A 12,852-nucleotide genomic window follows, 5' to 3' on the forward strand; every position below is an offset into this window, starting at 1 on the left:
GCCGGCGCATTAGCGACCGGCATTTGTTTTTTGAATATTTTACTTTTTGACTACATTGCACTTTGACTAAAAGGTAGGGATGACCATGGCTACACTCGATCCTACATTGCTAATCCTGCTGGGATTGGCTGCGTTGGGTATTATCAGTCACAACATGACGGTAACGCTGGCGATTTTAACCTTGCTGGCCATCCGTATTACGCCGTTGAACCAGTATTTTCCGCTAGTGGAAAAATACGGTTTAACCATAGGGATACTGATTCTGACTATTGGTGTGATGACGCCTATCGCCAGCGGACGAATTAGCGCCAGCGAGGTACTTAACTCCTTTGTTCACTGGAAATCGATTCTGGCGATAGCTGTCGGTATCGGAGTGTCCTGGCTGGGTGGGCGCGGGGTGTCTTTGATGACGCATCAGCCTTCGGTAGTTGCCGGACTATTAGTCGGCACAGTATTGGGCGTAGCGCTGTTTAAAGGTGTGCCGGTTGGCCCGTTAATCGCCGCTGGCTTGCTGTCACTGGTTATCGGTAAACAATAACGTGATTGACACTCTGGTTGCCTTACAGCCGCAGATGGTGCAGCAGGGCATACGCCGTTTGGTGGTATTGAGCGGTTGCGCTGACTGGAGCCGCCAACAGGCGAAAGCGCTGTATCAGCGATTAGGCAGTGGCGTTTGGCTGGCTGAACAGGGGCCGGATTCCGCTGAAATGATTGCTCCATTATCGGCAAAAACCTTATTGGGACAGGAACGCCTGCACGGCTTTTTCGATGCTACCCAAGGGTTGAATATCGATGCGTTGGCGATTTTGGCTGGAACGTTGCAGGCGGGAAGCTGGTTGGTTTTGCTGGTGCCAGAGTGGGAAAACTGGCCAATGCAGCCGGATGAAGACAGCCTGCGCTGGAGCGAGCTTACGCAGCCGATTGCCACGCCGAATTTCATTCGTCATTTGCAACGGCATATGTTGGCTGATGCGGAAACCATAGTGTGGCGGCAACATCAGGTGGCTCAACCGCCGCAGTTTGCCAAGCGTGCAACCTGGCAACCGGCAACGGGCGCGCCTACTCAAGAGCAGCGGGCGATTTTGTATGCGCTGTTGCGTTCTGAGGCTGATATTTGGGTTGTGACCGCGCCTCGTGGCCGTGGCAAATCGACGCTGGCTGGAATGCTGGTAAACCAGTGGCCAGGTGCCTGTTGGGTTACGGGGCCGACTCGGTCAGCCACTGAAATACTCAATCACTGCGGCGATAGAAAAGCACAATTCTGGGCTCCGGATGCATTATTGCAACACCTTGAAACTGAAGCCAATCATGACGCAGACTGGCTGATTGTCGATGAGGCCGCTGCGATCCCGACGCCGCAGCTATCCGCCATGTTAGTTCATTTCCCACGTGTATTATTGATCAGTACCGTACAGGGTTATGAAGGTACTGGACGTGGATTTTTGCTGAAGTTCTGCGCGTCGTTACCTCACTGGCAAGGTTTCACTTTAAAAGATCCTATTCGTTGGGCAAATAACGATCCGTTAGAAAATTGTTTGGACCGCGCGTTGCTGTTTACCGATCCGATCGCCACTGACTCAGCCGGTTTGGTAACGATCCGTCGTTGCCAGCAGCAGGATTGGCTCAACGATCCCGATCTTTTAGCCGAGTTTTATGGTTTGTTATGTAGCGCTCATTACCGAACTTCTCCGCTGGATTTACGACGTTTGATGGACGCGCCGGGAATGCATTTTTCCGCTGCGGTGAGTGCTGGGCAGGTGATTGGCGCGTTATGGTTGGTGGATGAAGGTGGATTAACGGCGGAATTAGCTTGGGAAGTTTGGGCGGGACGGCGTAGGCCGCGAGGCAGCTTGGTAGCGCAGTCTCTGGCGGCTCACGGAGGACTGTGGTGGGCGCCGACGCTGCGTTCTCGTCGGGTGAGTCGGGTGGCAGTGCTGGCGCAACGGCGGCGTGAGGGCATTGCGCGACAAATTATCGCTGAAGAAACTCGGCGGGCAAAAGATCAAGGTGTGGATTTTCTCTCCGTCAGTTTTGGTTTTACCGAGGATTTATGGCAATTCTGGCAGTCCTGCGGTTTTGAACTGGTGAGAATCGGTAGCCATAAAGAGGCAAGCAGCGGTTGCTACGCAGCAATGGGAATTTTACCGTTAACATCTGACGCGGTAGCACTATGTTTGGCGGCAAAGGAGCAACTGGCTCGCGACTGGCGCTGGTTGCGTCGTTGGATAGATTTGACGTTGCCTTTCCCCGATTGCGCAGATACGGCTCTCGATGAAAATGACTGGCAGGAACTGGCTGGATTTGCCTTTGGTTTCCGCCCGATAGAAGCCAGTCTGGCGGCGTTGAACCGATTGTTACTGCACAGTATTTTGCCGCTACCGGCATTGCGACAATATTTACAGGAAGGGGTGTCTACTGCGGAGATTAGCCAAAACCTGAAACTTAGCGGACGAAAAGCGCTGGTTGCCCGTTGGCGGGAAGAAACTGCGCTTGGATTGAGTGAATGGGATGTGGCGTTGACGGGCCGGTGGCAGGAAAGGGTAAAGGGGGAGTAGGTTTTGATCTTAGTCCGGCGAGCCAGAGCTAGATTCACCTGCGGGCGTTATCAGAGCGCCATGCCATTCCCATCATTGCAATAAATGGAATAACTCATTCAAGAAAACCCGATATTCATCTCGTCGCAGCGGCGTATAGTATTTCTATCGCTACCTGAATACAGGGGCGTAGAGCCAGTATTTATTGAATTAAGGAGTATCCTATGAACCACGAGCATTTCGTTGTACAAAGCCCCGCGACACCGGCTGAGCAGCTGATTTTGCTCTTTCACGGTGTAGGAGATAATCCAGTCAATATGGGGCAGATCGGCAGCTATTTTGCTAAAGAATTCCCGCAGGCGCTGGTGGTCAGTATCGGCGGACCTTTCGCCAGCGGCCTGGTTAATGGACGCCAATGGTTTTCCGTGCAGGGTATAACGGAAGATAACCGGCAGGCACGTATTGATGAAGTTTTACCGCAGTTTGTCGCGGTGGTACGCCACTGGCAGCAACAAAGCGGACTGGGCGCGCAGGCCACGGCGCTGGTCGGTTTTTCTCAAGGGTCAATTATGTCCCTCGAAGCGGTTAAAGCGGAACCTCAACTGGCTGGGAGAGTAGTGGCATTTAGTGGACGTTTTGCTACCTTGCCGGAGCAGGCGCCAAAAGATACGGTTATCCATCTGATTCACGGCGAAGATGACAATGTTATCAACGTTGAACAAAGTAAAGCGGCGGCGACTCGTTTAGCCACTTTAGGCGCAGATGTCACGCTAGATTTGGAGGAAGATAATGGCCATGCGATTAATCAGGGCATGATGGATTCCGCACTGGAACGCCTGCGTTACTATGTGCCCCAGCATTATTGGGATGAGGCTTTGTCCGGTAAACGCGGTGAACTCATCGCTTTCCGATAAGCTGCCAAAAAAATAGGGCAAGCGTCTGAGAATATCGCGCTTGCCCTTTTTTATGCTTAATAATCAGAACGCTAGCTGTTTTATCCTATATAAAGAATGATCGCAGGCTACTTTTTGTTCTTATTATCCGGCCAGTCATCGTCGTCGTCCCATTGAGCATTATTATCTCGGTGTGGCGGTAACTCCGGCTTATTGCTCAAAAACTTCTTATGGTCGAGCCGACGCAGCTCTTTGATCCCATTCAAAATAATCCCTACCAGCAGGATCAGTACAATCCACCAGTAATCTGCTAACCATTGCATGGGCGCACTCCTTTGGTTGTGGATATGAAACGCGAGAATACCAGTGGTAAATGGCTGGCAAGCCACTCAATACCGGCAACGTCCTGTTGTTGCCAGGCTTCAAGCAGCAGTTCTGGCGTGAGTAAATGCTCAGCCTGGTCCGCCAATGGTCGGTAGCTTAAATGCCATGGCTCTACCGCTACGCCGCCGCTGTCTTCAACGAAGGGGCGATAGAAGCCAAAATTGGCCATATTGGCGCTAAGCCATTGGGTTAAAGAATAAAAATATCCGCCAGCTTCATATTCCCAAGGCTCTAACTGTAGTTTTTCCCCTTCGGGCAGCAGGGTCGGATCGTAAATATCCAAATCGCTGCCCCAGTGATGACGACTGGCACCCGGTAATGCTGACCAGCGCAGAATGGCCTCACAGCGTTCGCCCGCACTCATTCCTGAAATATCCAGCGGCTGGCTGTTGTGATCTAATACTGGCCGCTCACCGCGGAATTTACCATTCCAGATTGCTAATTGTCGTTCAAAATCCCGAAAGGTACTAGCGGGTTGCAGATTCAGACCAGCGTCTTTAGCCGCCTGCTGCATAGCGAGAAACGCTTTTACGGCCTGAGGTTGCAGACGGTGATTCCCACTGAGCGGAACCAGATGCTCACAGGTTTTGCCGGTCAGCATTTCCGGGGTCATCATGCGATCAATTGCTCCATAATGCGTTGATACATGCGGCTAAGTAACTGCAAATCAGCCGCGTTAACGCATTCATTTACTTTGTGAATAGTGGCGTTAACCGGGCCTAGTTCAACCACCTGTGCGCCCATCAGTGCGATAAAACGCCCATCGGAGGTGCCGCCGGTGGTCAATAGTTGAGGCGTCACCTCATTATACAACTCTACCGCGTTCACCACCGCATCCACTAAAGCTCCGCGTGCGGTCAGGAACGGCTGACCGGAAAGCACCCAATCGATGCTGTAATTGAGTTGATGGCGCTCCAGCAAAGCTTCGACACGCTGCCGGATGAGCGCATCGGTCAATTCGGTGCTGAAACGGAAGTTAAACTGAACGTAAAGTTCGCCTGGGATAACGTTGTTGCTGCCGGTTCCCGCTTGCACGTTGGCAATTTGCATACTGGTCGCCGGGAAGAATTCGTTGCCTTCATCCCATTGAGTGGTAACCAGTTCCTGCAATGCAGGCATCGCGCGATGCACCGGATTATCCGCCAGATGAGGATAAGCGACGTGACCTTGAACGCCATGAATACGCAGATTGGCGGTGATTGACCCGCGGCGGCCATTTTTCACCACGTCACCGACGCGTTCAGTGCTGGATGGTTCACCAACCAGACAATAGTCCAGCCGCTCGTTACGTGCCATCAGCGTGTTGACCACTTTCACCGTGCCGTTAATCGCCTTCGCTTCTTCATCGGAGGTGATCATAAAGGCCAGACGCCCTTTATGATTCGGATTAGCGGCGACGAAACGCTCAGCGGCCACTACCATTGCGGCGAGTGAACCTTTCATGTCGGCAGCACCACGGCCATAAAGCATACCGTCCCGAATGACCGGATCGAACGGCGGATTAGTCCAATGGCTTTCATCGCCGGTGGGCACCACATCGGTATGGCCGGCAAAAGCCAGGGTTTCGCCTTCACCGCGCCACGCCCAGAAATTTAGCGTATCGCCAAAATTCATCGGTTCGACGGTAAAACCAATCGCCTGTAGGCGCTGGATCATCATCTCCTGACAACCGGCATCTTCTGGGCTGAGAGAGGGGCGACGGATTAACTGTTGGGCAAGTTCAATAACGGGGCAGCTCATCTTAACGCACCTCTGCAAAAAACTGTTGATAGCTCTCAGGTTTGAAACCGAGCAAAATGCCGCCGTTTGCCGCTTCCAGCACCGGGCGTTTAATGATTGCCGGTTGTTCCAGCATTAGAGCCTTGGCGGTATGCGCATCGACCACGGCGGCGCGCTGCGCTTCATCCAGTTTACGCCAGGTGGTGCCGCGAGTATTCAGCAGGGATTCCCAGCCTAAATGTTCGATAAAACCTTGCAAAAGCGTATCGGTTAATCCGTCAACGCGGTAATCGTGAAACCTATAGGGAATCGCGTTGTCTTCCAGCCAGCGGCGGGCCTTTTTAATCGTGTCGCAATTTTTAATGCCATAGAGGCTAATTGGGGGATTTTCCGGGCTATCTGACATAAATAACAATGGCCTCTACAAAATTATGGGCAAATGAGTGCGGGTAAACCCAAAAGTTGTATGGAACCTCGGATTTAGGCTACATCACATAATGCGGCAAAATGCCCTGTGAATCCAGACGGCTATTGTCGTATTCCCTCAATGGGGTATTTCGCGCAGGTTGAGCCGGAGAGGGTTGCCATTTCAGTTTATGTCCTGATAACGTAGATCCTTATTTCGGTGCTTGTTTAGATAGGGATATTAATATGCAGGGAATATTACGCTTTTGTGTTTTTTTCGGATGTTGTATGACGATGTTTACAGCCAGTGCTGCCGGGCCAGATGGCGTATTTTCGCTGATTGATCAGCGTTTATCTTATATGAAAGATGTCGCGGGCTATAAGGCCGCCCATCATCTGCCCATTGAAGATTTAGCGCAGGAAAAACGGGTATTGCAGCAGGTGATGGATGAGGCTGAAAGAAAGGGGATTGATCCTGAATCGATTAAACCCTTCTTTATCGCTTCGATGGATGCGGCTAAGGCGATTCAATATCGTTATCGGGCCGAGTGGTTATCTAAACCGGCAAAGGGATGGGAACTACGCAGCCTAGATAAAATCCGGCCTGAAATCGCCAATTTAAGTAAGCAATTGATCGCAGAAATTTATTCGCTACTGGCTTCCGGTCAAACCATTGAACAGAGCGAACGGCCACGTTTTATGGATATCGTGCATCAGATGAATTTGAATGATAATGATAAAATGCGTTTATTCTCAACTCTACGGTTAATTAAACTGAGTCAGAAATAATGCAATTGCCACCCCGTTGCGGGTGGCGTTTCTTAGATTAGCCATTTATTCTCTGCATCAGCCAATCCGATCCAAGTCTGCTGCGTACTGTCGAATTGCCCGTTGATATAGGCTGATTTCTTTATGGTTAGAGGTTTCTGCCAGAAGCAATAGCAATGAGGCGACAGCGTCTTTGGTTTCGCCCAGATTATATAACGTCATGGCGCGAAATAGCGTTATCTCTTTGGCATCAGGGAATTGCGTTAATGCCTTTTCGAATACATCCAGCGATTCTTTATATAGACCCAGAGTACGGTAGGTACTGCCTAATCCCAGATAAACTGCCTGTAATTCTTCTGCGGCCAGATGGTTGTCAATGGCGGTCAGATAAAATGGAATCGCCTGCATTTCTAAACCCTGAACGTCGTACAACGAGGCAATTTTATGCAGCAGGCTACCGTTATGGGGATCTTCAACCAGTAATTTGAATGCCAAAGCCATGGCATCGTCATAACGGCCCAGTTTTTCCAGAGAATCTATGGTGTGTTTCATGGCATATGGCGCGTTAATGTGAGAATAACCCGCACGCTACTCTGTCGGGCTGAAACAGGCAAGCCTGCATGTGTAATAACCTGAGTTATTTCAATATCTCCGCCAACGAAATTATATCCTAAAGGATCAGTCTATTATTTCGCCTTTATTTGTTCGAAAACTAATCGTATAATCACGGCGGTTATTAGAGAGGACATTATGGTTGATGTAGAGTTAAACACATGGAAAGAGTTTATCGAGTCAATGCTGCGTAAGGCATAATTCGATAAATGAGTAATAGCGGTTGATGCTATTTTGTATGACTTAGATTTATCCAGGGAGCGAGTGACTCGCTCGCAAAAAGGCAGGTTCTCAAAGAATCTGCCTTTTTTATTTGGGTCACGGCACGTTTGATATGAAAGCTATTTTAGATGTCGTCAATATTATTCACGTTATCCGATGAATAACTTATCAAATAACAATAACTTTTTAGTCGACATTAATAATGTGGTTTTCTCCGCTGAATGTATTACTTCCTCTATTTATTAGGAAATAATTTAGCAGGGGATTGTTAAGAAAAATTTAATATTGATTAATCATTCACTCATACAATATCGTTATTTTTTTCTGAAGATGTGGCGCCAATCAATTCACTGAAATAGTGAACGATTGGCGCAATCATTGTGAATGAATAAAGGATTAGTGCTCATCAGCCTGATTAGGCTGGCTCCCACGAATCGGCCTTCCCGGGAAACGACGGCGAACCAAAACAAAGAATAATGGCACGAAGAAGATGGCTAGAACCGTCGCTGAAATCATGCCGCCCATGACGCCGGTACCCACAGCGTGCTGGCTGCCAGAGCCTGCGCCCTGACTGATAGCCATAGGCAATACGCCGAAGATAAAGGCCAATGAAGTCATCAAAATAGGTCTGAGGCGTTGACGCGAGGCCTCCAGCGTGGCTTGAACCAGATCTTTGCCTTTGTTATTCAATTCATTGGCAAACTCGACTATTAAAATGGCGTTTTTGGCCGATAGTCCGATGATAGTCAACAATCCGACCTGGAAATATACATCGTTTTCCAGCCCGCGCATCCAGGTCGCCGCGACGGCACCAATCACCCCCAAAGGCACTACCAGCATAACGGAGAACGGAATAGACCAGCTCTCATACAGCGCTGCCAGACACAGGAACACCACTAATAGCGAGATAGCGTAAAGCGCTGGAGCCTGTGAACCGGACAGGCGTTCCTGATAGGACATGCCTGTCCATTCCAGCCCGAAACCATTCGGCAACTGGCTCACCAGCTTTTCCATGATGTCCATTGCAGCGCCGGTACTGACGCCTTGGGCGGCTTCCCCGACAATTTCCAGTGCGGAATAACCGTTGTAACGCTCGAGACGCGGCGAGCCAAATTCCCAGCGGGTAGTGGCAAAGGCAGAGAATGGCACCATGCCGCCGCTATTATTCCGGACATACCACTTATTGATGTCTTCCGGCAGCATTCGAGCGGTAGCTTCAGCCTGAACGTAAACTTTCTTCACCCGTCCGCGGTCGACAAAGTCATTCACATAAGTTGAGCCCCAGGCGGTTTTCAGCGTGTTATTAATATCATCCAGCGATACGCCCAGTGCCTGAGCCTTGCGTTGATCGATATCGATTTGCAGCTGCGGGCTGTCGTCCAGACCGTTATGACGAACTCGCGTCAGCTCTGGCTGTTTGGCCGCTAGCTGTAACAGTTCATCCCGCGCGGCCATTAATTTATCGTGCCCTTGACCGCCGTGGTCCTGCAATTCCAGATCAAAGCCAGAGGAGTTGCCCAGACCTGAAATTGCTGAGGGACTACTGGCTGAAACCTTGGCTTCAGTAATTTTGTTAAAAGCCTGGGTTGCCCGCTCAATAATGGCAAAAGAAGAATCCTGACTGTTGGATCGCTGATCCCAGCTTTTCAAACGGACAAACAGGCGAGCAACGTTTTGCCCGTTACCGCCGGGGCCTGAACCCACGGTAGAAAACACCGATAGCACGTTATTTTTTTCTTCCGTCAGGAGGTAATTCTCCACTTTTTCCACTACTTTCAGCGTTTGTTGCTGAGTGGAACCGACGGGCAACTGAACCTGAGCCATAAATACGCCGCGGTCTTCCTGCGGTAAAAACGAAGTCGGTAACTTGAGGAATAAAAACGCCAGGCCGCCGAGTAAGAGTAAATAAACCAGGATATAGCGCAGGCTATGATGTAAAACCCGAGCGACGCCGTTTTCATAGCGTTTCGCATTGCGGTCAAACATACGGTTAAACCAGCCAAAGAATCCACGTTTACCGTGATGATGCCCGGCTACGACCGGTTTGAGTAAGGTGGCGCACAGCGCTGGCGTCAGGATGAGAGCGACTAAAACCGACAGAACCATGGCAGAAACGATAGTAATAGAGAACTGACGGTAAATCGCGCCGGTCGTGCCGCCAAAGAAGGCCATAGGGATAAATACCGCTGAAAGCACCAGTGCGATACCGACTAACGCCCCTTGTATCTGCCCCATAGATTTCCGTGTGGCTTCTCTTGGTGGCAGTCCTTCTTCGCTCATGACGCGTTCGACGTTTTCCACCACCACGATGGCGTCATCTACCAACAGCCCAATGGCTAATACCACGGCAAAAAGGGTGAGGGTGTTAATGCTAAACCCGAAAGCCGACAAAATGGCGAACGTCCCCAATAACACTACCGGAACGGCGATGGTCGGAATTAAAGTAGCACGGAAATTTTGTAAAAACAGATACATAACCAGAAACACCAATAGCACCGCTTCAACCAGGGTTTTGACTACGTCTTTGATTGAGGCTTGTACGAAAGGGGTAGTTTCGTAAGCGATTTTGGCTTCCAGCCCGTGGGGGAAGAACGGAGCCAGTTCGGCAATACGCGCTTTCACGAGCTTATCGGTTTGTAATTCATTGGCACCAGAGGCCAGTTTGATACCCATTCCTGACGCGGGCTGCCCGTTAAACCGGCTGAGATAATCATATTTCTCTGCACCCAGCTCAACTTTTGCGACATCGCCTAAGGTCACCAATGAGCCGTCTTGATTCACCCGTAGGGTAATTTCACGGAACTGTTCTGGGGTTTGCAATTGGGATTGAGCGTTCATGGTGGCATTCAGTGCTTGATTATCCACCGAAGGCGTACCGCCAAGCTGCCCGACGGCAATCTGACTGTTCTGGGATTTGATGGCATCCACGACATCCTGAGTGGTTAATCGGTAGTTAGTCAGCTTGGAAGGATCGAGCCAAATGCGCATAGCATATTGGGAACCAAAGGCATCCACGCTGCCGACGCCTTCAATACGGCTGATTGGATCTTGCAGGTTACTGGCCACATAATCGGCAATATCCTGTTTATCCATGCTGCCGTCGGTAGAGACAAACGCGAGCATCATCAGGGTATTATCACCAGATTTAGAGACGTTAACCCCTTGTTGCTGGACATCCTGCGGTAACTTTTTAACCGCAGACTGTAACTGGTTCTGCACCTGCTGCATGGCTTCATTTGGATCGGTGCCGGCCTGGAAAGTCAGCGTGACGCTGGCACTCCCGGCATTACTGCTCTGGGAGGACATATACAGCAGGTTGTCCAGGCCTGTCATGCTCTGTTCGATTACCTGAGTGACGGTGTTTTCGAGCGTTTGAGCCGACGCACCCGGATAACTGGCAGAAATCCGCACATTTGGCGGAGCCAGATTAGGATACTGTTCGACGGGTAAAGAGAAAATGGCCAACATCCCGGTCAGGCAGAGAATTATCGCTAACACCCATGCAAAAATGGGGCGATCGATGAAGAAATTTGCCATGTAGCGGGAACCTCGTTAAGCGTGACCTTATCACTGGAATAGGAAAAATATTACTTTTGTGAATCTGTCGCTACTTTACGTGTGAATCAGTGATGAAACGTGGAGAAAAAAAGGAGATAGTGTAAAAAAACACAAGGTCGCTTTTTTTTGCTGCCTTATTGCTCATAACTCGCGATATCCAGAGGTTATTTCTCATCGCGCAGATTGATGTCCGGCGGTTTGGCGTCGAACAGCAATGTCGCCTGAGAACGTCCTTGAACCAAAATAGTATCTTTAAACAGGATATAACTATGGAACTCAATCCGGTATTCGCCCGGCGACTTTATCTGTGCTGGTTACTTAGTGTAAGTGATAAGCCCAATGTGCCGCGATTAATGGCGTTAACCGGCTGGCCGCGGCGCACCTTGCAGGACGTGTTGAAAGCCTTGCCGGGGCTGGGCGTCACTTTAACCTTTGTTCAGGACGGGATAAGAAATAATGACGGTTTTTACTGCCTGGAAAGCTGGGGGCCGCTGAATAAAAAGTGGGTGCTGGAGCACCATAAAGTCATTTTAGCGGCCATAGAGTAGCCCCGGTTGACCGGGGTTAGTCTCAGTGGCGCTTGTTTTCCAGATACAAAATGGTGGCGGCGACCCGTGAACGCACATTCAGTTTACGTAACAGGTTACGAATATGAACTTTCACCGTTTCTTCGGAAATATGTAGCTCGAAAGCTACCTGTTTATTGGACATGCCGCGCGCAACTTCCTGAAGAACATCCAATTCACGCTCGGTTAGTTCTGCAAAGGGATTAATCTGTTCGTGGCGAGAGGAGAGATACTCTTGCACTTCTTCGCTGAACACGCTTTCTCCCTGAGCGGCCTGCCGCAAATGCTCCAGCAGAATTTCTGGCTCGCTGTCTTTTAACAGGTATCCGTCGGCGCCGGCGTCAATCATGGCGTACACGTCGCTGCGGGCGTCCGAAACGGTTAATACGATAATTCTGGCGCCAATGCCGTCGTTACGTAACGCTTTCAGCGTGTCTAAGCCGTTCATTCCCTTCATATTCAAATCGAGCAAAATAACGTCGGGTAGAGTTTGACTGGCCAATTCCAATGCTTCTTCGCCGTTATTGGCTTCGGCGACTACGGTAAATGCCGTTTCCAGTTCTAACAGCTGCCTGATGCCGCGACGCATTAACGGATGGTCGTCAACAATCATAATGGTGTGATTTGTCGTCATGATAGGTAATGCTCCCTGTAGCCAGTAAAACGTACCGCAACAGGCAAGGTTATGCCGATTCCGGTAGCAAGATTATGGTGGAATTACGTGGTGATAGCCGAAAAACCTTTAGCCAACCTAAAGTGGATTCTTTTTATTGCGTAACCTGGAACCCATTACGCTCCGTTAAAACGGTACGATCCGCTATTTATTGTACCGCAACCGCCCTGAATATTATAAACCTGTTCTGCTTTAATTCATGATTTCTGTCTATATAACACGGTAAAACGGTTATTAGGTGATTAATTTTATATGCATACAGTTATGCGAATTATTTAATAAATAAGATCACCTTGATTATTCTATTTGATAAATAAAATAATCATGAAAATACTGATCGTGCTCATCTTGGCTTAATCTTGATTCAGCCGTTAGTTAAATCGTTATGTAAAAATATAAATAACGCAAATCGGTTAAAGCAGGAGGGAAAGGACAAATAACGCTGGAAATAATTGATCTGGCGCAATCTTTCCCTCTGATTAACTCTAAAGGGTAATTATGTTTTTACCAATAATTGG

12 protein-coding genes are annotated in these 12,852 nt (G+C 49.5%); 5 read left to right on the forward strand and 7 right to left on the reverse strand.

The window, feature by feature from the left end:
* Positions 1–85: 85 nt before the first annotated feature.
* The 3 genes from ACQ4OC_RS05430 to ypfH all read left to right on the forward strand — a co-directional run bounded on the left by ACQ4OC_RS05430 (position 86) and on the right by ypfH (position 3,448).
* Positions 86–538 carry a DUF441 domain-containing protein gene (locus tag ACQ4OC_RS05430; RefSeq protein ID WP_064518484.1) on the forward strand — a complete coding sequence of 151 codons (453 nt, stop codon included), beginning with the start codon at positions 86–88 and terminating at the stop codon, positions 536–538.
* A gap of 1 nt (position 539) precedes the next feature.
* Positions 540–2,555 (forward strand): tRNA(Met) cytidine acetyltransferase TmcA, encoded by a 2,016-nt coding sequence (locus ACQ4OC_RS05435; protein ID WP_064516958.1) that lies wholly within the window; start codon positions 540–542, stop codon positions 2,553–2,555.
* Positions 2,556–2,758: 203 nt separating this feature from the next.
* Complete coding sequence (ypfH, locus tag ACQ4OC_RS05440; protein WP_064516960.1) at positions 2,759–3,448, forward strand: esterase; 690 nt, start codon at positions 2,759–2,761, stop codon at positions 3,446–3,448.
* Between the two features lie 107 nt (positions 3,449–3,555).
* Here the strand turns inward: ypfH and ACQ4OC_RS05445 are convergent, their stop codons facing one another.
* From ACQ4OC_RS05445 to ACQ4OC_RS05460, 4 genes are read right to left on the reverse strand one after another with little or no spacing between them, the layout of a single operon-like run.
* The gene (locus ACQ4OC_RS05445) at positions 3,556–3,750 is read right to left on the reverse strand and encodes a YpfN family protein (RefSeq protein ID WP_064516962.1); all 195 of its coding nucleotides are present in this window, start codon (positions 3,748–3,750) and stop codon (positions 3,556–3,558) included.
* Complete coding sequence (locus ACQ4OC_RS05450; protein ID WP_064518487.1) at positions 3,738–4,412, reverse strand: M15 family metallopeptidase; 675 nt, start codon at positions 4,410–4,412, stop codon at positions 3,738–3,740. Before ACQ4OC_RS05450 ends, ACQ4OC_RS05445 begins: the two co-directional genes overlap by 13 nt.
* Before the next feature lie 11 nt (positions 4,413–4,423).
* Positions 4,424–5,551 carry a succinyl-diaminopimelate desuccinylase gene (gene dapE / locus ACQ4OC_RS05455; protein ID WP_064516964.1) on the reverse strand — a complete coding sequence of 376 codons (1,128 nt, stop codon included), beginning with the start codon at positions 5,549–5,551 and terminating at the stop codon, positions 4,424–4,426.
* A gap of 1 nt (position 5,552) precedes the next feature.
* Positions 5,553–5,936, reverse strand: a complete 384-nt coding sequence (locus ACQ4OC_RS05460) for an ArsC family reductase (protein ID WP_064516966.1) — start codon at positions 5,934–5,936, stop codon at positions 5,553–5,555.
* Between the two features lie 245 nt (positions 5,937–6,181).
* Here ACQ4OC_RS05460 and ACQ4OC_RS05465 point away from each other — a divergent pair, with 245 nt between their 5' ends.
* Complete coding sequence (locus tag ACQ4OC_RS05465) at positions 6,182–6,724, forward strand: chorismate mutase (RefSeq protein WP_064516968.1); 543 nt, start codon at positions 6,182–6,184, stop codon at positions 6,722–6,724.
* Between the two features lie 57 nt (positions 6,725–6,781).
* Here the strand turns inward: ACQ4OC_RS05465 and ACQ4OC_RS05470 are convergent, their stop codons facing one another.
* Both ACQ4OC_RS05470 and acrD read right to left on the reverse strand, forming a co-directional pair.
* A complete protein-coding gene (locus ACQ4OC_RS05470; protein WP_430971007.1) occupies positions 6,782–7,255 on the reverse strand; it encodes a tetratricopeptide repeat protein in 474 nt (157 codons plus the stop codon).
* Between the two features lie 678 nt (positions 7,256–7,933).
* Positions 7,934–11,074 (reverse strand): multidrug efflux RND transporter permease AcrD, encoded by a 3,141-nt coding sequence (gene acrD, locus ACQ4OC_RS05475; RefSeq protein ID WP_064516972.1) that lies wholly within the window; start codon positions 11,072–11,074, stop codon positions 7,934–7,936.
* 290 nt (positions 11,075–11,364) lie between these two features.
* Here acrD and ACQ4OC_RS05480 point away from each other — a divergent pair, with 290 nt between their 5' ends.
* Positions 11,365–11,643 (forward strand): winged helix-turn-helix domain-containing protein, encoded by a 279-nt coding sequence (locus ACQ4OC_RS05480; RefSeq protein WP_064516974.1) that lies wholly within the window; start codon positions 11,365–11,367, stop codon positions 11,641–11,643.
* Positions 11,644–11,665: 22 nt separating this feature from the next.
* Here ACQ4OC_RS05480 and narL read toward each other — a convergent pair whose 3' ends face one another.
* Positions 11,666–12,295, reverse strand: coding sequence for a two-component system response regulator NarL (narL, locus tag ACQ4OC_RS05485; protein ID WP_064516976.1), 630 nt, complete (start codon positions 12,293–12,295; stop codon positions 11,666–11,668).
* Between the last annotated feature and the right edge of the window lie 557 nt (positions 12,296–12,852).

Source organism: Yersinia sp. J1 (assembly GCF_050586585.1).
Taxonomy (GTDB): domain Bacteria; phylum Pseudomonadota; class Gammaproteobacteria; order Enterobacterales; family Enterobacteriaceae; genus Yersinia; species Yersinia entomophaga.

Excerpts from the sequence above, each read along its gene's own strand:
- ACQ4OC_RS05430 (WP_064518484.1), top strand. The coding sequence starts at position 86 with ATGGCTACACTCGATCCTACATTGCTAATCCTGCTGGGATTGGCTGCG.
- ypfH (WP_064516960.1), top strand. The coding sequence starts at position 2,759 with ATGAACCACGAGCATTTCGTTGTACAAAGCCCCGCGACACCGGCTGAG.
- ACQ4OC_RS05445 (WP_064516962.1), bottom strand. The coding sequence starts at position 3,750 with ATGCAATGGTTAGCAGATTACTGGTGGATTGTACTGATCCTGCTGGTA.
- ACQ4OC_RS05450 (WP_064518487.1), bottom strand. The coding sequence starts at position 4,412 with ATGCTGACCGGCAAAACCTGTGAGCATCTGGTTCCGCTCAGTGGGAAT.
- dapE (WP_064516964.1), bottom strand. The coding sequence starts at position 5,551 with ATGAGCTGCCCCGTTATTGAACTTGCCCAACAGTTAATCCGTCGCCCC.
- ACQ4OC_RS05460 (WP_064516966.1), bottom strand. The coding sequence starts at position 5,936 with ATGTCAGATAGCCCGGAAAATCCCCCAATTAGCCTCTATGGCATTAAA.
- ACQ4OC_RS05465 (WP_064516968.1), top strand. The coding sequence starts at position 6,182 with ATGCAGGGAATATTACGCTTTTGTGTTTTTTTCGGATGTTGTATGACG.
- ACQ4OC_RS05470 (WP_430971007.1), bottom strand. The coding sequence starts at position 7,255 with ATGAAACACACCATAGATTCTCTGGAAAAACTGGGCCGTTATGACGAT.
- acrD (WP_064516972.1), bottom strand. The coding sequence starts at position 11,074 with ATGGCAAATTTCTTCATCGATCGCCCCATTTTTGCATGGGTGTTAGCG.
- ACQ4OC_RS05480 (WP_064516974.1), top strand. The coding sequence starts at position 11,365 with ATGGAACTCAATCCGGTATTCGCCCGGCGACTTTATCTGTGCTGGTTA.
- narL (WP_064516976.1), bottom strand. The coding sequence starts at position 12,295 with ATGACGACAAATCACACCATTATGATTGTTGACGACCATCCGTTAATG.